The sequence below is a fragment of the Novosphingobium sp. PC22D genome (genome assembly GCF_002556635.1).
In the GTDB taxonomy this organism is placed as follows: domain Bacteria; phylum Pseudomonadota; class Alphaproteobacteria; order Sphingomonadales; family Sphingomonadaceae; genus Novosphingobium.
In genome coordinates this window covers 1-17,335 of record NZ_MWMO01000013.1, presented here as the reverse complement: position 1 = coordinate 17,335, position 17,335 = coordinate 1, and the positions used below count along the sequence as shown (strand labels likewise).

General features: G+C 65.9%; 20 protein-coding genes. 8 read left to right on the top strand and 12 right to left on the bottom strand.

What is annotated here, in order from left to right; translation table 11 throughout:
- The first annotated feature begins 204 nt into the window (after window positions 1–204).
- From B2G71_RS17130 to B2G71_RS17120, 3 genes are read left to right on the top strand one after another with little or no spacing between them, the layout of a single operon-like run.
- Entirely contained in the window at window positions 205–558 is a 354-nt protein-coding gene (locus B2G71_RS17130) for a limonene-1,2-epoxide hydrolase family protein (RefSeq protein WP_240530208.1), read from the top strand.
- A 4-nt stretch (window positions 559–562) separates the two neighbouring features.
- Window positions 563–1,339: an SDR family oxidoreductase gene (locus B2G71_RS17125; protein ID WP_098107913.1), complete on the top strand. Its 777-nt coding sequence runs from the start codon at window positions 563–565 to the stop codon at window positions 1,337–1,339.
- On the top strand, window positions 1,336–2,328 hold the full coding sequence (locus B2G71_RS17120) for an amidohydrolase family protein (protein WP_098107911.1): 993 nt from the start codon (window positions 1,336–1,338) through the stop codon (window positions 2,326–2,328). The genes B2G71_RS17125 and B2G71_RS17120 overlap by 4 nt, the downstream gene beginning before the upstream one ends.
- Here the strand turns inward: B2G71_RS17120 and B2G71_RS17115 are convergent.
- Window positions 2,325–3,080, bottom strand: a complete 756-nt coding sequence (locus B2G71_RS17115; protein WP_098107910.1) for an SDR family oxidoreductase — start codon at window positions 3,078–3,080, stop codon at window positions 2,325–2,327. The genes B2G71_RS17120 and B2G71_RS17115 overlap by 4 nt on opposite strands.
- Window positions 3,081–3,100: 20 nt before the next feature.
- Entirely contained in the window at window positions 3,101–4,216 is a 1,116-nt protein-coding gene (locus B2G71_RS17110) for a 12-oxophytodienoate reductase (RefSeq protein ID WP_098107908.1), read from the bottom strand.
- 45 nt (window positions 4,217–4,261) lie between these two features.
- On the opposite strand from B2G71_RS17110, the gene B2G71_RS17105 reads away from it, so the two are divergent.
- Window positions 4,262–4,882 (top strand): EthD domain-containing protein, encoded by a 621-nt coding sequence (locus B2G71_RS17105; protein WP_098107907.1) that lies wholly within the window; start codon window positions 4,262–4,264, stop codon window positions 4,880–4,882.
- Here the strand turns inward: B2G71_RS17105 and B2G71_RS17100 are convergent.
- Genes B2G71_RS17100 through B2G71_RS17075 form a run of 6 tightly spaced genes read right to left on the bottom strand, consistent with a single transcriptional unit; the run spans window position 4,879 to window position 10,765 of the window.
- Entirely contained in the window at window positions 4,879–5,616 is a 738-nt protein-coding gene (locus B2G71_RS17100) for an SDR family oxidoreductase (RefSeq protein WP_098107905.1), read from the bottom strand. The two genes, B2G71_RS17105 and B2G71_RS17100, sit on opposite strands and share 4 nt — an antisense overlap.
- Entirely contained in the window at window positions 5,603–6,304 is a 702-nt protein-coding gene (locus tag B2G71_RS17095) for a ThuA domain-containing protein (protein WP_098107904.1), read from the bottom strand. Before B2G71_RS17095 ends, B2G71_RS17100 begins: the two co-directional genes overlap by 14 nt.
- Window positions 6,301–7,044 carry an SDR family oxidoreductase gene (locus tag B2G71_RS17090; protein ID WP_098107902.1) on the bottom strand — a complete coding sequence of 248 codons (744 nt, stop codon included), beginning with the start codon at window positions 7,042–7,044 and terminating at the stop codon, window positions 6,301–6,303. Before B2G71_RS17090 ends, B2G71_RS17095 begins: the two co-directional genes overlap by 4 nt.
- The gene (locus tag B2G71_RS17085) at window positions 7,041–8,249 is read right to left on the bottom strand and encodes a cytochrome P450 (RefSeq protein WP_206049439.1); all 1,209 of its coding nucleotides are present in this window, start codon (window positions 8,247–8,249) and stop codon (window positions 7,041–7,043) included. The genes B2G71_RS17090 and B2G71_RS17085 overlap by 4 nt, the downstream gene beginning before the upstream one ends.
- Window positions 8,246–9,466, bottom strand: a complete 1,221-nt coding sequence (locus B2G71_RS17080; protein ID WP_098107899.1) for a cytochrome P450 — start codon at window positions 9,464–9,466, stop codon at window positions 8,246–8,248. Before B2G71_RS17080 ends, B2G71_RS17085 begins: the two co-directional genes overlap by 4 nt.
- A gap of 9 nt (window positions 9,467–9,475) precedes the next feature.
- Window positions 9,476–10,765, bottom strand: a complete 1,290-nt coding sequence (locus tag B2G71_RS17075; protein WP_168176395.1) for an amidohydrolase family protein — start codon at window positions 10,763–10,765, stop codon at window positions 9,476–9,478.
- Window positions 10,766–10,978: 213 nt separating this feature from the next.
- Here B2G71_RS17075 and B2G71_RS17070 point away from each other — a divergent pair, with 213 nt between their 5' ends.
- Genes B2G71_RS17070 through B2G71_RS17055 form a run of 4 tightly spaced genes read left to right on the top strand, consistent with a single transcriptional unit; the run spans window position 10,979 to window position 13,977 of the window.
- The gene (locus tag B2G71_RS17070) at window positions 10,979–11,512 is read left to right on the top strand and encodes a VOC family protein (RefSeq protein ID WP_098108050.1); all 534 of its coding nucleotides are present in this window, start codon (window positions 10,979–10,981) and stop codon (window positions 11,510–11,512) included.
- Window positions 11,509–12,291: a fumarylacetoacetate hydrolase family protein gene (locus B2G71_RS17065; protein WP_141521595.1), complete on the top strand. Its 783-nt coding sequence runs from the start codon at window positions 11,509–11,511 to the stop codon at window positions 12,289–12,291. The genes B2G71_RS17070 and B2G71_RS17065 overlap by 4 nt, the downstream gene beginning before the upstream one ends.
- Window positions 12,288–13,511 (top strand): MFS transporter, encoded by a 1,224-nt coding sequence (locus B2G71_RS17060; RefSeq protein ID WP_098107895.1) that lies wholly within the window; start codon window positions 12,288–12,290, stop codon window positions 13,509–13,511. Before B2G71_RS17065 ends, B2G71_RS17060 begins: the two co-directional genes overlap by 4 nt.
- A complete protein-coding gene (locus tag B2G71_RS17055; RefSeq protein ID WP_098107893.1) occupies window positions 13,498–13,977 on the top strand; it encodes a MarR family winged helix-turn-helix transcriptional regulator in 480 nt (159 codons plus the stop codon). Before B2G71_RS17060 ends, B2G71_RS17055 begins: the two co-directional genes overlap by 14 nt.
- Here B2G71_RS17055 and B2G71_RS17050 read toward each other — a convergent pair.
- The 4 genes from B2G71_RS17050 to B2G71_RS17035 all read right to left on the bottom strand — a co-directional run.
- Window positions 13,972–14,439, bottom strand: a complete 468-nt coding sequence (locus tag B2G71_RS17050; RefSeq protein ID WP_141521594.1) for a nuclear transport factor 2 family protein — start codon at window positions 14,437–14,439, stop codon at window positions 13,972–13,974. The two genes, B2G71_RS17055 and B2G71_RS17050, sit on opposite strands and share 6 nt — an antisense overlap.
- A gap of 29 nt (window positions 14,440–14,468) precedes the next feature.
- The gene (locus B2G71_RS17045; protein ID WP_098107890.1) at window positions 14,469–15,434 is read right to left on the bottom strand and encodes a TonB-dependent receptor; all 966 of its coding nucleotides are present in this window, start codon (window positions 15,432–15,434) and stop codon (window positions 14,469–14,471) included.
- 3 nt (window positions 15,435–15,437) lie between these two features.
- Window positions 15,438–16,772 carry a TonB-dependent receptor plug domain-containing protein gene (locus B2G71_RS17040; RefSeq protein WP_168176394.1) on the bottom strand — a complete coding sequence of 445 codons (1,335 nt, stop codon included), beginning with the start codon at window positions 16,770–16,772 and terminating at the stop codon, window positions 15,438–15,440.
- Window positions 16,773–17,209: 437 nt separating this feature from the next.
- A partial coding sequence (locus tag B2G71_RS17035; RefSeq protein ID WP_276306930.1) for an acyl-CoA dehydrogenase family protein occupies window positions 17,210–17,335 on the bottom strand: 126 nt, incomplete at its 5' end.

The window sequence follows — 17,335 nt, the reverse complement described above, 5'->3', positions numbered from 1 at the left end:
GGCAGTCGGACAAAGTCTAACGCTGTACGTGCAACTTTCCCGGCGGGCTCGTCTTCCGCAAGAGTTTGCTGAGCGGGCGTTGCTCGACGCGCCGGGCGAGACGTGCCGCGCCCCGTTTGACAACGCTCAAGCCCTCTAATAACATCGATATCGATATAATCGAGGGATACATTCGTGAAGCCACCTGACGAGCGCGTCGCCTTGGTGGAGGCGTTCTGCGAAGCGTGGTCAGGTCCGGACTGGGAGCGGATCGAGGCGCTGCTCGCGGCCGAGATCCTTTACCTCAATGGACCTTTGCCGCCGCTGCGGGGACACGCCGCAGTGATGAACTACCTCCAATCGGCAGGGCCGTTCGATGCCGTCCGCTGGGATATCCTGCATATCGCCCGGCGCGGCGACACGGTGCTGACGGAGCGCGTCGACCGCATGTGGATGGACGGGCGCACCGTCGCGCTGCCGATCATGGGCGCGTTCCGGCTGGAAAACGGGCTGATCGCGGAATGGCGGGACTATTTCGATCTCGCGTCCTATCGGGCGCAGCAAACGGCGGTGGATTGACGACATGGATCTGGGACTCGAGGGACGCGTCGCGTTCGTCATGGCGGGTAGCGACGGCATTGGCCTTGCCACCGCGCAACGGCTGCACGCCGAGGGGGCCCGGGTCGCGATCTGCGCGCGCGATCCCGAGCGGCTGGCGGCCGCATCCGCGACGATGCCGGGAAGCCGCGCCGTGCGTTGCGACGTTACCCGGGCCAGCGAGATCGACGACGCGGTCGAACAGGTCGTCACCGCGTTCGGTCCGATCGAGATGCTGATCAACAATGCGGGCGGCCCCAAGCCCGGCCCGATCGACAGCCTGAGCGACGCCGACTGGCAAGCGGCGGTCGACCTGACGCTGATGTCGGCGGTGCGCGCGAGCCGCGCGGTATTGCCGGCCATGCGAGCGGCGCGATGGGGCCGCATCGTCACGATCTCATCCTACGGCGTGAAACAGCCGGTGCCCGGGCTCTCGCTGTCGAACAGCATTCGCATGGCCGTGCTCGGCTGGGCCAAGACGCTGGCGGAGCAAGTCGCGCCGGACAATGTGCTGGTCAACACCGTCTGCCCCGGCTGGACGCGGACCGCGCGCGTCGATCAGTTGGTCGCCAGTCGCGCGAAAGCCGAAGGGCGCAGCGGGGAGGCCGTAAGCAAGGCGATCGCCGACACCATTCCGCTCGGACGCCTGGGCGAGGTCGAGGAAATCGCCAATGTCGTCGCCTTTCTCGCCTCCGACGCCGCGACCTATCTCACCGGAACCGCAATTCAGGTCGATGGCGGCCTGGTCAGAGGTTACGCATGAGCGCGTCCGACGCTTCGGTCATCGACATCCACGCGCATGCGGTGCTGCCGCAAACGTTCGAACAGGCGGGGCGCTTCGGCCCATGGCTCTTCGAGGAGGAAGACGGCACCCCGGTCTTCCGCATCGGAGAGTATCGACTGCGCAACGTCCGCTATCGCGGCAGCGCATTCATGGAGCCCGAGGTGCGGCTTGTGGCGATGGACCGCAGCGGCATCGCATTCCAGTTGCTGTCGCCCAACCCGCTCACTTATTTCCATTACATTCCTGCCGAGGAAGCCACGCGGTTCTGCCGTCGCCACAACGACGCCATGGCCGATCTCGTCGCCGCCTATCCCGACCGGCTGGCAGGCAGTGCCTGTCTGCCGATGCAGGACATTCCCGCCGCAATCGAGGAGCTCGATCGGGCCGTGCGCGACCTGGGCCTGCGCGCCGCCTATATCGGCACCGACCTGCCGCTCGGCCTCGACGATCCCGCGATGGACCCGTTTTACGCGCGCGTGGTGGAACTGGACGTCCCGCTGTTCCTCCATCCCGCCCCGGCCGGCATCGACGGCCCGGCTGGCAGTCCGGCGCTGAAGAAATACGAACTGGACATTCTGGCCGGCTTCACGATGCAGGAGACGATCGCCGTCGCCACGCTCATCTTCGGCGGAGTGCTGCACCGCCACCCCGGCATCGACATTTGCATCAGCCATGGCGGCGGCGCGTTGGCGCTCGTCTGGGGGCGGCTCCGTCATGCCGCGCACAAACGGCCATGGGTGGCGGACTATCTGAGGGCGGACGGCGCCTTCGAAGAAGAAGCGCGCAAGTTGTGGTTCGATATCCACATGCATGACGACGAGGCGCTGGCGCTGCTGGCGCGGCGAGTGGGCACGTCGCGGCTCGTCTACGGCACCAACTTCGCCGGGTGGGACGCGCCGGAACGGTTCACGCTCCCCGTCATCGACGCGCCGCTGGCGGACAACGCCCGCCGGCTGCTGCGGCTCTAATCGCGCGAGATTCCCAGCCCCAGTCCGCCGTCGACGTCGACGATCGCGCCCGTCACCCATTCGGCGCAAATCAGATAGGCCACGGCCTCGGCGACGTCCTCGCCCGTGCCCAGCCGGTCGAGGGCCTGCATGGGCAGCATCGCCGACTGCCGCGCCACCGCTTCCTCGGCGGTAACGAGACCGGCCCTGACGTTGATCTCCGTCGCCACGCCGCCGGGAATCACGCAATTGACGCGGATGCCCCTGGGGCCGAGTTCGGCCGCCAGGACCTGCGTCAAGGTCTGCACCGCGGCCTTCGTCGCCGCATAGGGCGACGCATTGGGAAACGCGCGGCGCGTATGACCGGAGCCGAGAAAGATGACCGCCCCTTCGCCCGCCTCGAGGTGTGGGACCGCCAGCGCCGTCAGCATCATCGCCCCGACCACGTTGCTGTGGAACAAATCGAGCAGCCGTTTCTCCTCAAGCGTTTCGAGCGGCGCGCGGTACATGTTGCCCGCATTGTTGACGAGCGCGTGGAGACCACCGCCATATTCGACTGCCCGCGCGATCATGCGCTCGCGATCGGCGGCCTCGGTGACATCGCCGACGACCCATCCGCAGCCGACCTCGTCCGCCGCCTCGCGCAGTTTCGCCTCGCGCCTTCCGGAGATCGTCACTTTGGCGCCGCGCTCGGCAAGATGGTGCGCCATGGCGAGGCCCAGCCCCGATCCGCCCCCGGTAATCAGCGCGCTTAGTCCCTCGATGGTTCGCATCCCGTGTCTCCCTGGTCGTGTCAGTTCAGTTTGTCGATCATGGTGCGGTCGAAGGCCTCCAGCCCGGCGAGCGCGCTACGCTCCAGCCTGTGCACCCAGTCGGGGTTCGCCAGCAGCGACCGTCCGATGGCAATCAGATCGAAGTGCTGCCGCGCAAGGCCATCTTCCAGCATCGCGAGATGATCGAGCTGGGCCTTGGCCGCCAGCTTGCCGCTGGGCGCCTTGAAGTCGACGTCGAGCGTAACGGACCCAACGGTGATGACCGGCCGACCACCAAGCGCCCGGACCCAGCCAGCGAGGTTGCGCGGATCGCCTGGAAACTCGGGCTCCCAGAAGCGGCGCGTGGAGGCGTGGAACACGTCGACGCCGGCCTCGGCGAGCGGTCGCACATAAAGGGCAAGCGTGTCGGGATCGGGCGCGAGCCGCGCCGCGTAGTCGAGCTGCTTCCACTGCGACAGGCGAAAGCCGATGACGAAGCCGTTGCCCGTGCGCCGGCGAATCGCCTCGACCAGTTCGACGGGGAAGTGCATCCGCGCCTCGATCGTGCCGCCATAGCGGTCGTCTCGAAGGTTGGTGCCTTCCCACATGAACTGGTCCGGCAGATAGCCGTGAGCGCCGTGAACCTCGATCCCGTCGAAGCCGGCATCCTGGGCGGCGGCTGCCGCGGCAGCGAAAGCGGCGACGGCATGCGCGATGTCGGCCTCCGTCATTGCCCTGCCGAACGGTCGATCCGGCGCCGCGAGCCCCGAGGGGCTGAGGCGCGCAACGTCGGCAGGCAGCGTGTCGACCATGCCGATGAGCGACGGCGAGAACGCGCCGACATGCCAGAGCTGCGCGAAGATCGCGGCTCCCTCGTCATGAACCGCCGAGACGACCTCCCGCCAGGCCGCGATCGCGTCGCGTCCATACAGACGGGGCACGCGCGATCCGAAACTGCCCGCCAGATCGACCGATGCGCCCTCGGTGATGATGAGACCCACGCCGCCGCGTGCCCGTCGCGCATAGTAGTCGCGCACGTCCGGACCTGGAACGCCGCCGGGCGACATCTCCCGCGTCATCGGCGCCATCACCACGCGGTTGCGCACGGTAAGGCGGCCCAGTGAAAAAGGGGACAGCAAGGGGGAGAGCTCGACCATTCCTCTTGATATATTGATATCGATATAATATGCAATGCCCTCGCCATGTCGCTCACTTCGCCGAAACTCGTCTATCTCACGCGTCGGAATCCGGCTTTCTCGCGAGAGGATTGGACGGCTCGCTGGCGGCAGCACGGGGCGCTCGGCATGGCGCAGCCGCGCTGGCGCAATGTCGCGCGCTATGTGCACTGCGACCTGATCGCGCCTTCGCGGGATCAGCGCGGATGGTTGGGGGATCACGATGGCGTCGGGATGATCTGGCATCGCTCGATCGCGCACCGCCACGCGCATTTCGCGGATCGCTCGTCGCAAGCAGTCATGGAACGCGACGAGGAAGACACATTCGCCGAGCCGATCGCACTGCACTGCGCATCGCTGGCAGAGGTGACGATCATGGCCGCCGATCCGGCCGCGCGGTGGCATGCCTTCTGCTTCGCCTGGGACGACACGCCGCTCCCGACGCCCCCCGGCATCGCAGGGCATGTGCGCTCCCGGCCATTGCCCAGGCCGGGCGGACAGCTCTGGGGGCTCGACTGCGCGAAAGTGGAGGAGTTCTGGTTCCGCGACCCCGACGGCGCGCTCGCGGCCTGCGAAGCCTTGGCGAAGCCGAGCCGGATCTGCGTCGTCGGGCACGATTGCGAATTGTACCGACGCGAGCCGTCCTAGGCGATCGTTCGTCCGCCATCGACCGTGACGATCTCACCCGTCACGAAGCTTGCCTGATCCGACAGCAGCCATACCGCCGCACGGGCCGGCTCGTCCGGATCGGCGGCCCGGCCGAGCGGTATGCCGCGCACGGTCGCCGCCTCGCCGCCGGGCCGAGTCTTCATTTGCTGCGCGAACATCTCCGTGCGGGTCGTGCCGGGGCAGACCGCGTTGACCCGAATGCCGTCCCCGGCGCCGTCGAGCGCAGCGGACCGGGTGAGTCCGATCACCGCGTGCTTGCTGGCCGAATAGGCGGCCAGCCCGGCAAAACCCCGACGTCCGGCAATCGAGGCGATGTTGACGATGGAACCGCCCCCGCCGCGCATCATCGCGGTCTCGCGCGCAAGGCAATGGAACAGCGCGCGCACGTTGAGCGCGAAGACCCGATCGAACAGTTCAAGGCCCAGGGCATCGATCGGCGCGGCGTCTTGGGTGGTCGCCGCATTGTTGATCGCCCCATCCAAAGTCACGCCGTTTTCGGCCAGCCCGGCGAAAAACGCATCGACCGCCGCCTCGTCGCGAATGTCGACTTGGGCGAAGCGGCCACCGCATTCGCGCGCCAGCGCCTCGCCCTCGCCCTTTCTGCGGCCGACACCCAAGACGCGGGCCCCCTCCTCCGCGCAAAGGCGATAGGCAGCGGCGCCGATGCCGCTGGTGCAGCCGACGATCAGGACCGTGCGGTCACGCAGCGACATTCTCCGCCGCCCTCCTCAGCACGGCGCGAAGCAGCGCCCGATGGTCCGCCTGGCGCAGCGAGCGTCCGTCATGCCCCAGGGCATCGACCGCGACCGTCCCCTTCCCCACGCGGCGCAGCCACGCGACGGGGACGAAGTCGGTATCCGCGCAGGCCTCGGCCAGGATGGCGCAATCACCTGCCGGATCGAGCCCGTGATAGACCTCATCGACCAGCGTGAAACCGCCGGCGGCTTCGGGCGCCAGCGCCGCGCCCGCGTCCGTCAGTCGGACCCGCGCCTCGCCCATGGGCGGGTGATGGGAATGGTGCCAGCGCCAGCCGCCACCGAGCAGATCGCGCCACCCGGGCTGCGTGTCCCAGCAGATGACGGCGGTATGGACCGCCAACAGCGCCCCGCCGTCCTCGACGAAGCGCCGGACGGCTGCCAGCCGTGCATCGCCGAGAGTTCGCGACCATTGCGGTCGGTCGGCCTCATACTTCTCGTGCTGGGTCATCGACCACCACAGCGCGTTGGCGATGAACAGCCCTGTATCCGGTTGCAGGGCATCGATCGCCGGTTCCGCTTCCTCATGCCGATCGACATGCCAGCCCGCCTCGCGTGCGAGCATCGCCAGCACGTCGCCGGTCTCGGTGAACGGGTGGGAGTAACCGCCCGCCAGCAGCACGCAATGGCGATCGGCGGCACTCATTCGCGCGGCAGGTTGCGCAGCACGGCATTGGTCACGCCCCCGTCGACGACTAGGTCATGGCCGTTGATATACCCTCCCGCCTCTGAATCGAGGAACGCCACGGCCTCGGCGATATCGGCCGGCGTGCCCAGCCGCCCGATCGGCACGCCCGCGCTGCGCGCCTTGCGCACCTTCGGGTCGGCATAGATCGGGGTCGACATGCCGCCATCGATGAAGCCGGGCGCGATCGAATTGAAGCGGATGCCGCAGTCGCCATATTCGAGACTGAACTGGCGCATCAACTGCTTCACCGCACTCTTGGTCGCGGGATAGGCGCCCGATCCCGGACCGGGGCCGTAAGCATTGATGGACGTAAGCGAGATGACATGGCCCGACCGGCGCTCGCGCATCCGGCGGACGGCCTCGCGCGTGACGATGTACACGCCCACAAGGTTGATCGACACGACCTTGGCGAAGTCCTCGACGCTCTGATCGGCAAGGAGTCCGAAACGCACGACGCCGGCATTGTTGACGACCAGGTCCGGGCACGTCTCGAGCGCCTCGAACGCCGATGCGACCGCCGCAGCGTCGCTGACGTCACACGGCAGCGCGACCACGTCGTGGAGAGCCCGTGCGGCCTCGTTCACCGCGTCGGCGTCGCGATCCATCAGCGCGAGCCGGTATCCGCGGCGGGAAAGGGTCGCGGCGATCTCGGCACCGATACCCTGGGCCGCGCCGGTGACGAGTGCGGTCCGGGTCATCGGGAAACTCTCGTGAAGGTGACGGGATAGGATTTGTAGTTGGGGCGGATGGTGGATTCATCCGGCTCCGGAGGCCGATCGGGACGCTTGCGCACGCCGAGGCGAAGCAGTTCGATGACGATCAGCGGAACGATGCCATACTGCACACGCGCCGGATCGCTGCCGGCACGGGCAAGAACGCCCCCGTCGAGTTCGCGCCCGAGGCAGCTATGCACGCCGATGCCGAACGCCAGCGCCGAGCGCATCACGCCGGACGGCACTTCGCGGTCGGGATTGAAACTGTCGGCGTCGTCCCCGAAGACCTCCCGGTCGCGATTGGCCTGGAACAGATCGAGTTCGACACGGGTGTCCGCCGGGACGCTTTCGTCTTCGCGAACCGCGACGGGGCACAGGGACCGACGCCAAGCCTCGGGGCTCGCGGGGTGAAGCCGAAGGCTCTCGTGGACGCATTGCTGCACGAAGATGGGATCGTCTAGGCGGTCCCAGCGCGCCGGGTCGTCACCCGCCCAGCCCAGTATCTCGTCGACCGCGTGAACCACCGAATTTGCGGTCGAGTGAGCCCCCGCCTGCAGGTAGAAGCCGATCTCGCGCAAGCGCTGGGCATCGTCGAGTTCCAGTTCATCCTCGGCTCGCAGAATCACGGTGAGGACGTCGCGCGGGAGATCCGCGTCATCGTCGCCAGTGCCGGCGGCCTCCAGCAGCGCCCTGCGCCGGGCGATCGAGGCAGCGAGAAAATCCCGGTCCAGTTCGGCGAGCGCCTGCGCCACCTCGGCATTGAGTTCGGCGGGGTCGCGCGTCGAATGCACCATCGTCGCGCCTTCGCTCAGCTTCTTCGTCAAGGTGATCAGGCGGTCGGTTTCCTCGCCGCTGCGTTCCGGCCGGTCGATCCCCGCGAAGTCCGCGGTCAGGTTGACCGTGAGCCGATAGCCCATGGCGATCAGGTCCGCCTCGCCGCTTTCCACATAGGGCGCGATCGTCTCGGCCAGCGTCGCGGGGAAGACTTCCTTTTCGTAGTAACGGAAGAAATTGCGGCGAAAGACGCGCACTTCCACTTCCCGGCGCTTGGCATGCTCATCGCCGTGCAGGGCCAGAAGCACGCCTTCCATCACGACCTTGCCCGCGTCGTAGAGCGCCTGCCGCAAGTCGCGGTTGCGCAGCGCCGCCTCGCATTCGCGGAAGCGCGTCAGCCGGACCGCCCCGCTCACAGCAAGGCCTCCTCGGGACGCAACAGTACCGGATATTCGGCCCATGTGATGCGGGTGATGGTCTCGTCCTTTCTGGCTTTTCCTTCGGGGTCGGGCCGGACACCGGCCTGCAGCAGCGCGCGCACGATCAACGGAACGATGCCGAACTGATGGTCGTCGGCGCTGGTTCCGGGACGCGGCTCCACCCCGATCGCCAGATTGCGGCCGAGGCAGGCGTGCATTCCCATCCCCATCGACACGCCGTGCGGAGCGACTTTGCCCTCCACGTGACGGCGCGGATTGAACGATCCGGCATCGGCGCCGAATATCGTCTCGTCACGATTGGCCTCGTAGAGATTGGCGGTGACCGCATCACCGGCGGCAATGTCTTCTCCTTCCGGCAGATGCACGGGGCAAAGCGCCCGCCGCCGGGCGACCGGGCTGGAAGGATGCAAACGAAGGCTTTCGAACACGCATTGCTGGATGAAGAAGGGATCCTCGCGCAGCCGCGCGATGTCCTCCGGGTGCGCATCGAGCCAGGTCAGCAATTCGTGAACGGCGTGCGAGAGCGAGTGGATCGTCGTATGCGCGCCCGCGAGAACGTAGAAGATCCCCTCCTGGAGCAGCGCCTCCTCGCTAAGGCCGATCGCCTCCCGTTCGCGCAGCAGCATGGTCAGGACATCGCGCGGCAGCGCGTCGTCGGCCAGCCGTCCCGCCTCGACATCGGCGATCAGCGTCTCCCGCCGGGCGATGGATGGCTCGAGGAAACGCTCCGAAAACGTGGCCATCGCCGCCCGGATTCGCGCCTTCTTGTCCTCGACATCGTCACCGCGCGACTGGCCGAGCGCGGGGGCCAGGCTGAATTCCTTGAGCAGGCGGATCAGCTCCTCGGTTTCTTCCGCGCTGCGTTCGGCGCGGTCGATCCCTGTGAAATCCACCGTCAGGTTCATCATGATGCGGTAGCCGATGTCGACGAGATCGCCGCGTCCCGCTTCCAGATACGGCGCGATCGTCTCTTCGAGCGTCGCGGGCAGCACCTCCTTTTCATAGCGCAGGAACACGTCCTTACGGAACACCTTCGCCTCGACGTTGCGACGCGCGCGATGTTCGGCGCCGTGCAGGTTCACCAGCGCGTGCTCCATCATCAGCGCGGCCTCGTCGTAAAGCGCCTGCCGCAGGTCGCGGCTCTTGAGGACGTGCATGCAGCCGTCGATGGTCGTCATCTCATGTGCGGACATTCGTCGAACTCATTTGTTGCGCATCGCCGCCGCGCGGCTCGCGATCACGGTGGAATATTGCGACACCCGCCAGGAGGGGAGCGGCCGCCGCTCGGGCAGCGGCGTGGCGAGGTCCACCGCCCGGCCATCCTTGAAGACGTGCGTGACGGCGTCTTCGCGCCCGAAAACGGTCACGTCGGCGAGCGGATCGCCGTCGACCAGGATGATGTCGGCCGCCTTGCCTGGCTCCAGCGTGCCGGTGCGGTCGCCGAAGCCCAGGACGCGCGCGCTCTCACGCGTCGCGCTGGCGATGGCCTGCGCGGGCGTGAGGCCGAGATTTTCGACCAGGACCTGCATCTCGCGCCAATGCCACTCGCCATAAGGCGTGATCGAAAAGCCGCTTTCGCTTCCGCACAGGATCGGCGCGCCGCCGTCGAAAGCGGCGCGCAGCATCACGCTGCTTTCGGACACTTCCCGAGCGAACAGGTCCTGCAGGAACGCGCTGGCGCCGACCGTCGCGCCGTGGTCGGCCAGGACGGCCTGAAAGGTAAGTGTGGGCACGATCGGCACGCGTGCGTCGATGACGGCCTTGAGCGCGGCGTCGTCCATGTAGGTCGCGTGCAGGATCATGTCGAAGCCGGCGAGCGCGCAATCGCGGGTGCTGCTGGCATTGCGGCAGTGCCCGACGATGGGCAGCCCCAGTTCATGTGCGGTGTCGGCGGCGAGCTTCAGTTCGTCGTAGTTCCAGACCTGGATCTCCCCCGCCTGCTTCTGCCGGGGAATGAGGCCGGTGGCGTGAATCTTGATCCAGTCGACCCCATATTTCGCCTGGCGACGGATTTCCGTGACGATCTCGTCACGGGTGCGCGTGACCTTGAGGTAGCCGATCGCCCCCTCGTCGGGGACCAGCATCCCCGCCGTCCCGCCGACGGACGTGAAAAGCGCGTTGCCGCCGCAAGCCATGCGCGGCCCCTCGACCAGCCCGCCCTCGATGGCGTCACGCAAGTCGAGCGAAACGCGGAAGATCGTGTCGGCGTCGAACATTGTGGTGACGCCCGCGCGCAGCACCTTGCGGGCATTATGCGCCGCGACGATGGCGGCCAGTCCCTCGCGACGATGAAAGAACAGCTCGTCGTTGCTCATCGGTTCATCGAAGCTGATGTGGCAATGCGCGTCGATGAGACCGGGCATCACGGTCTTGCCGGCCGCGTCGATACGCACGACGTGATCCTGCCGCGCGGCCCACTGCTCCGCCTCGGCGCCGATCGCGACAACGGCATGATCGAAAGCGATGGCGGCATCGCGCGCGGTATCGCACACGGAATCGAATAGCTTTCCGTTTTCAATGATATAAGGCGGCGATGCGGGCACGTTCCGGTCTATCCTCATCCTGCCACAAACAGATATATCGAAATCAATATAAATGCAAGCGCGACAAAACGGGGCGTGGGCAAAGCCGGAGCCAATCCAGTTGACAACGTGCCGCAAAGCATAAAGCATCGAAATCGATATAAATAGAATCCGAGGGGATAGATGCGGCTCACTCCGTCCACGCCCGCCTGTCAGGCGATCATTCAGAATGCCTATCATGTCCGCGACGTCGACGAGGCGGTGGAACGCTTCCATGCGCTTTGGGGCATCGGGCCGTTCATCATGCGACGGCGGCTCGCGCTGGAAGACGTGCGCTATCACGGGACGCCGTCGACGCTGTCGCTGAGCGCCGCGCATGCCCAGATCGGGGACCTCCAGATCGAATTGGTGCAGCAGCACGGAGACGAGCCCTCCGCATTTCGCGACATGTTCGCCGCGCACGAGGAAGGGCTGCACCACATGGCGATCCTGCCGGCCGATCATGATGCGATGGTCGCGTGGTACGCGAAGCTTGGCTTTCCGGCGGCAACCGAGCTGACGACCCGGGAGGGGCGCGGCGCGACCTACGTCGATACCCGGCCGATGCTCGGCCATATGATCGAAGTCTACAGGCCGAACGAGAGCCTGCTGGCGTTTTACCGCATGGTCGAAGAAGCGGCGCGCGACGGGGCCGGGCAGTTGAAGGTCGAACTGTGAGCGTGCCCGCCATGGATGCTCTCGCCGACGCGCTCGAGCGCGCCCGTTTGGACGTTCGCCCGATCGATCGCGACGCGCTCGACGGAATCGTCGCGGATGCCGAACAAGCCTATTGCGTGTCCGACGGGCTCGGCGCGCATGCCGTCGCAAGGGGGACGGCGCAGGCGGGCTGGAAGATCGGCCTGACGTCCCGCGCCGCGATGGACGCATTCGGCGCGAGCGAGCCGATGGTCGGGCGTCTGTTCGCCGACGCCGGCCTTGGCGATGGCGCCCGCTTCGCCCTGGCGAGCGCGATCGCTCCCCGGCTGGAGGGCGAAATCATGCTGGAATTGGCCCAGGCGTGCGACCCGCGCGCCGACGAAGCCACGCTGCTGGGATCGATCGCGCGGATCTGGCCCGCCTTCGAGATCGCCGATTCCCGCATCGCCGGCTGGCCCGCGTCCGTGGATCAGGCGATCGCCGACAACGCCTGTTGCGGCTGGCATGTGCGCGGCCCGCAGAGCGCGCTTCCCACGGAAGTGGACTTGTCCGCGGCCTCCATGGTCATGACGCGCGACGGCGAAACGGTCGCAACGGGCAGCGCGGCTGACTGCCTGGGCGGCGTCCTTGGCATCTATCGCTGGTTCCTGGAGGATTCGATAGCGCGCGGGCGCAGCCTGCGGCCGGGCGATCTGGTGCTTACTGGCGCGCTCGGGCCGGCGGTGCCGCTGACCGAGCCCGGCCGCTACCTCATGCAGATCGACGGCCTCGCGCCGACGGAACTGGAGGTGGCGCGATGAGCGCAGCTTTTCACGGCTGGGACGAGTTGCGCCGGGGTTGGCCCATCCTCCTGGCCTGCGCCATCGGCGTCGCCTGCAGCGCGATCGCCCTGCCCTTCTACTCGATCGGGCCTCTGACCAAGCCAATCGAAGCGGACACGGGCTGGACCCGGTCGAGCATCCAGTTCGCCATCCTGTTCAGTTCCGGCATCGGGGCGCTGACCGCCCCGGTGACGGGCTGGATGATCGACCGCTTCGGCGCGCGCCGGATCGCCGTCCCCTCGTTGTTCGGCGTCGCGGCGGGCCTCTTCTTCGCTTCGTTGGCCCAATCACTTCCGGGCTTCTGGCTGGGGTATGCGCTCGCCGCGATCCTCGGCGCCGGGTCCAATCCGGTACTGTGGTCGCAGGTCATCGCCTCGTCGTTCGACAAGGCGCGCGGAACCGCGCTCGGCCTCGCGCTGATCGGCACTGCCGGCGTCGCATTCCTCCTGCCCAACCTCGTCGCGGCGATCGAACCCGGTCATGGCTGGCGCTTCACGCTGCGCGTCATCGCCGCCATGCCGATCGTCGTGGCGGTTCCGGTGGTGGCCCTGCTCCTGCCGGCGACGTCGATTCCCGGCGGACGGTCTCGCATCGTCCTCAAGGGCGGACTGACCGCCCGGCAGGCGCTCTCGGGCTATCGCTTCTGGATCCTCACTTTCTCGATCCTGATGGGCTATCTGGCGATCTCGGGCGCCGGCCCCAATCTGATGCCGGCCTTCACCGATCGCGGCATCGGCGTGTCGGAGGCAGCGGCCATTGCCAGCGTCTTTGCGATCGCGATGGTGCCGGGCCGCATTCTCTCGGGTTTCCTGATGGATCGCATCTGGGCGCCGCTCGTGGCCGCCATCGTGCTGAGCCTGCCGGCATTGGCATGCCTGATCCTCGCCAGCTCGAACCATGTCGGGCTGCTCGTCATGGCCTGCGGACTGCTGGGCCTCGCGGCCGGCGCCGAACTCGACGTCCTGGCATTTCTGACGGCGCGCTATTTTGGCCTTGCATCCTACTCGCGAATTTATTCACTGAGCTACGTCGCGCTGGCGACTGGCAGCGCGACGGCACCGACGGCTTTCTCGAGGGTGAACGAATGGACGAACAGTTACGCGGCAAGCTTTCACATCGCGGCAGGCTTGTTCGTGCTCGCCGCGGGGAGTATCCTCCTGCTCGGTCGCTATCCCGAGTTCGACAATGACGACAACTGACCGTTCGGAGGAACCGGCCCACATCCCAGAGACGGCCCAGGTGCCGCTGACCGATCGCATCTCTTTTCTGGTGCACCGGATCAACGCGCACCTGTTGCGTGTGACCAAGCCGCTGCTGAAGCGGTGGGGCATCGACCTCACCGAATCGCGACTGTTGGTCGCGATTCTGGAACAGGGGGAGATGTCAGCCGGTGATATCGTATCGACGATGGCGCTACCGCAATCGACAGTCTCGCACCAACTCAAACGGCTGGAGAAACTGGGCTATATCGTGCGCGAGCCGACGCCCGACGATCAGCGCCGGATCATGGCTCGCCTGACGGAGACGGGACGGCAGGTTGCAAAGGAAGGCAACGCGCTCAGCCGGAGCGTTACCGATGTGGTGTTCCACGCGATCGGCGCCGATGACATCGAGATGGTCCGGCGGGCGATGAAACGAGTGGACCAGCAACTGGCCAAGCTATGACTTGTCCGCCCAGCGGCGGGCGGCATGGCGGAACAAGTTCCGATCGCCTTGCGTCCATAGGAAATTGAGCGTGCACGCGGCGATCTTCCAGCCGTCAGCCGCGCTTACGAACCGATGGAAATAATAGCCGCCGATCGCCTGGACGTGGGGCTCGCCGTCGACGTTCAGATAGTGGCGCGCGACGACATAGGCGGTGCCGGTCGCGCCGGCATCGTCGAAAGCGAAGCGGTGGTTGGACAGCAGATGCTGGGTGCCGTCGAAACCCGACTGCCGGTCGCGGACCTGGGCGACCCATTCGTCCGCCGGAATCCGCAAGGCCGTGCCCCCATGCCAGCTCGAAAAGTCCATGTCGACGATGTCGGTGAAAACGGATCGATAGCGCGCCCAGTCGCGGCTATCGATCCCGAAGGCGTAATCAAGCTGCAGGTCGGTGAGCGCCGCGCGGCGCGCGAGGTCTGCCATGTCGACCGTCTCGCGCGACCGCGCGGGGATCAAAACCGGACTCCGATCTCGGCTCCGTAGTAGCGGGGACTGCCGCCGAACGCGTTGTAGCCGAGGCCCGCCGATTTGATCTCGGCATATTCGGTGTTTGCGATGTTGCGACCGAAAATGCCGAACGTCCAGTTCTCACGCTCATAGGTCACGCTCGCGTCGAGCAGGCCGTAGTCATCCTGTTCCAGCACCGGCGTGTTGAGAACGTCGGTGTAGACGTGCGACCGCCAAGAATAACCGGCGTGGAACGAAAGCTTGTCCGAGGCCCCCACGTCCATGTCGTATGTGGCCCCGGCGTAAGCCGTCCACTTGGGCACGCGGTCGAACCTCAGGTCCGTCGAATCCTGTCCGGGCTCGAGCCCCGTCAGGTTGTCGAAGGAATCGTACTTCGCGTCGGTATATCCGACGTTGGCATCGAGCCGCAGCCCCCGAACCGGCCGGAATGCCGTTTCCAGCTCAATGCCCTGGATCGTCGCCGAGGCCGCGTTGAACAACTGCTGCAGCGGCGATTCACCGGGCACCGCGAACTGGACCAAGCGCTGGATATCGTCATACTTCTGGTAGAAATAGTTGACGTTGATCCGCACCGTGTTGCCGAACAGGTCCGACTTCACGCCCGCCTCGTACGAACTCACCGTCTCGGGACTGGCCGGCGTGACAGCGCCGCCCGCCGATGGCGCGCGCGCGTTGAAGTTGCCTGCGCGATAGCCGCGCGAGTAGCTTGCATAGACGCGGACATTCGGGTTGATCGCATAATTGACTACGAAGCGTGGCGAGACATCGTCCCACGACTGCTTCGCGTCGAGGAAATCGCTGGGACAGGAGTCAAAGCTCTGGCCCGGGCAGTTCGTCAGCGGCAGGATGTGTATCTTCTTGGTATCCTTGCTGTAGCGGATACCGGCGGAGAGCGTCAGGTTGTCGAGTAGTTCGTAATCAATGTTGCCGAAGAAGGCGAAGGACTTGATGTCCTAGTTCCAGACGTTCAGCGTATAGCGCTTGTCGGTCGTCGACGTGGCGAGACGCAGCAGGCGTTTTTCGGTCACGTCGGTGTCGAGGTGGAAGTAAAAGCCGCCGACGAGGAGCGACAGGCGATCGGTCAGATCGACATTGTACCGCGCCTCGAGGCTCTCCTGCGTCGCCTTCTCGCGGTTGTCGGGGAACAGCAGGACGTTGAACGGATCGCCGCCGACGTTCAGCGTCGCATCATATTTGATGCGGCGATAGGCACCGAGCACAGTCAGCGTACCGGGTCCGGCATCCTGTTCCAGCTCGCCGATCAGGTGATAGCCCTTGATCTTGGTGTAGCCGGAATCGCCGAGGTTCACGCCCCATTTCTTCTGTTCGGGATACCAGCCCCAGACGGTCTGAAGCTGCCGCTCCGGCGTGCCCGGCACATAATAGGTGCGGGTCGGCCCACCGCCGTCGTCAAAGTTCAGATACTGACCGAGCAGGGTGAATTGCGATCCCTCGGCCAAGTTGAACACCCAGGTCGACTTGACCACGATCTCGTTGGTGTCGGCGACGGACTCCACCTCATGCCGGGCCGCGTCGGCACCGGTCGGATTGACGTTCACGCTCGAAGGCACGACCACGAAGGTGCCGTTGTTATCGTTGGTGAAGAAGCCGTTGTTGTTTCGCGTCAGCACCGCGAAGCGCGCCAGAATCTTGTCCTCGACGACAGCGCCTTCAACGGCGCTACGCGTTTCGACCGTGCCTTCATTGCCGATCGTCAGCTTCAGCTCCGCTGAAAAGTCGCCGGTCGGCCGCTTGGAACGGAGGCTAACGACACCGCCGGACGCATTGCGACCGAACAGCACGCCCTGCGGCCCGCGAAGCACCTCGACGCTTTCCGTGTCGAACGTGTCGAGCACGGCGCCGGCCTGATAGCCGATGACCATGCCGTCCTGAACGATGTTGATCGCGGGATCGAGCGAGCGCACGCTGGTGCTGACGCCGACACCGCGCATGAAGAAATTGGCGAAGCCGGGGAAGGTCCCGACGCCGTCAAGCTGCGCGTTCGGCACGAGGCGTCCCACGTCACGGATGTCCACGGCATGGGCTTGTTCGAGTGCCTCGGAGTTCACGGCGGTGATCGCCATCGGCACATCCTGCAACGCTTCGCCCCGTGACTTGCGCTGGGCGTAAACGAGGATTTCGCCGAAGCCGTCATTGGCCTTCGTCGCCTGTGATTGGCCGGTATCCGTCGACCCAGCGGTTTCCTGCGCCAATGCTGCGGCCGGAAAAAAGGCGGTCGCCATAACCGCGAACAGACTCGTGCCCATCGTCTTTCTTGAAGGCCGCATGACCATCTCCTCTCCCAAAGGTTGACGCCTTCTGGTGGGCGTCAGTACGAATTACATTGATATCGAAATAAATTTGGCTGGCAAGTCAAAAGATGGACAGGACGGACCGCACGCGCAGCAAAGGTAGCCGCGCTTGGGATATTTTATTAAATTATATCAATATGTTTCGTGAAGCGCGGGTCAGGCCTGCGGCGCTTGCCACGCATCGCGGATGAAGCGCCGGCACCGAATTGACCCGAGAATCAGGCGGGTCGAAACGCGCGCCGTGCATCCTTGTCATTATGATCTTGTCATCCTGACAGACCACGTCGGTCGGCGGTGCCTCCAGCACTTTCGCCGCGCCGATTCCATCGCCATCTCGATCGGCGCCAAGTCCGGTCTCGCGCCCTGTTGAGCTGCGGTGCAGCGGCCCCTGGCGCTGGCCCGGACTGCCGATCTCAGGTGCCGGCGCCGATCAGTTCCCTGCCGATCAGCATGCGCCGGATCTCGTTGGTGCCCGCGCCGATGTCGAGCAGCTTGGCGTCGCGCAGGTAGCGTTCGACCGGCCAGTCCTTGGTATAGCC

Bases quoted from the DNA above. Each gene is read 5' to 3' on its own strand.
- B2G71_RS17105 (WP_098107907.1), top strand. From the start codon at position 4,262: ATGTCGCTCACTTCGCCGAAACTCGTCTATCTCACGCGTCGGAATCCG.
- B2G71_RS17070 (WP_098108050.1), top strand. From the start codon at position 10,979: ATGCGGCTCACTCCGTCCACGCCCGCCTGTCAGGCGATCATTCAGAAT.
- B2G71_RS17115 (WP_098107910.1), bottom strand. From the start codon at position 3,080: ATGCGAACCATCGAGGGACTAAGCGCGCTGATTACCGGGGGCGGATCG.
- B2G71_RS17125 (WP_098107913.1), top strand. From the start codon at position 563: ATGGATCTGGGACTCGAGGGACGCGTCGCGTTCGTCATGGCGGGTAGC.
- B2G71_RS17055 (WP_098107893.1), top strand. From the start codon at position 13,498: ATGACGACAACTGACCGTTCGGAGGAACCGGCCCACATCCCAGAGACG.
- B2G71_RS17060 (WP_098107895.1), top strand. From the start codon at position 12,288: ATGAGCGCAGCTTTTCACGGCTGGGACGAGTTGCGCCGGGGTTGGCCC.
- B2G71_RS17120 (WP_098107911.1), top strand. From the start codon at position 1,336: ATGAGCGCGTCCGACGCTTCGGTCATCGACATCCACGCGCATGCGGTG.
- B2G71_RS17110 (WP_098107908.1), bottom strand. From the start codon at position 4,216: ATGGTCGAGCTCTCCCCCTTGCTGTCCCCTTTTTCACTGGGCCGCCTT.
- B2G71_RS17080 (WP_098107899.1), bottom strand. From the start codon at position 9,466: ATGTCCGCACATGAGATGACGACCATCGACGGCTGCATGCACGTCCTC.
- B2G71_RS17090 (WP_098107902.1), bottom strand. From the start codon at position 7,044: ATGACCCGGACCGCACTCGTCACCGGCGCGGCCCAGGGTATCGGTGCC.
- B2G71_RS17050 (WP_141521594.1), bottom strand. From the start codon at position 14,439: ATGGCAGACCTCGCGCGCCGCGCGGCGCTCACCGACCTGCAGCTTGAT.
- B2G71_RS17100 (WP_098107905.1), bottom strand. From the start codon at position 5,616: ATGTCGCTGCGTGACCGCACGGTCCTGATCGTCGGCTGCACCAGCGGC.
- B2G71_RS17095 (WP_098107904.1), bottom strand. From the start codon at position 6,304: ATGAGTGCCGCCGATCGCCATTGCGTGCTGCTGGCGGGCGGTTACTCC.
- B2G71_RS17040 (WP_168176394.1), bottom strand. From the start codon at position 16,772: ATGCGGCCTTCAAGAAAGACGATGGGCACGAGTCTGTTCGCGGTTATG.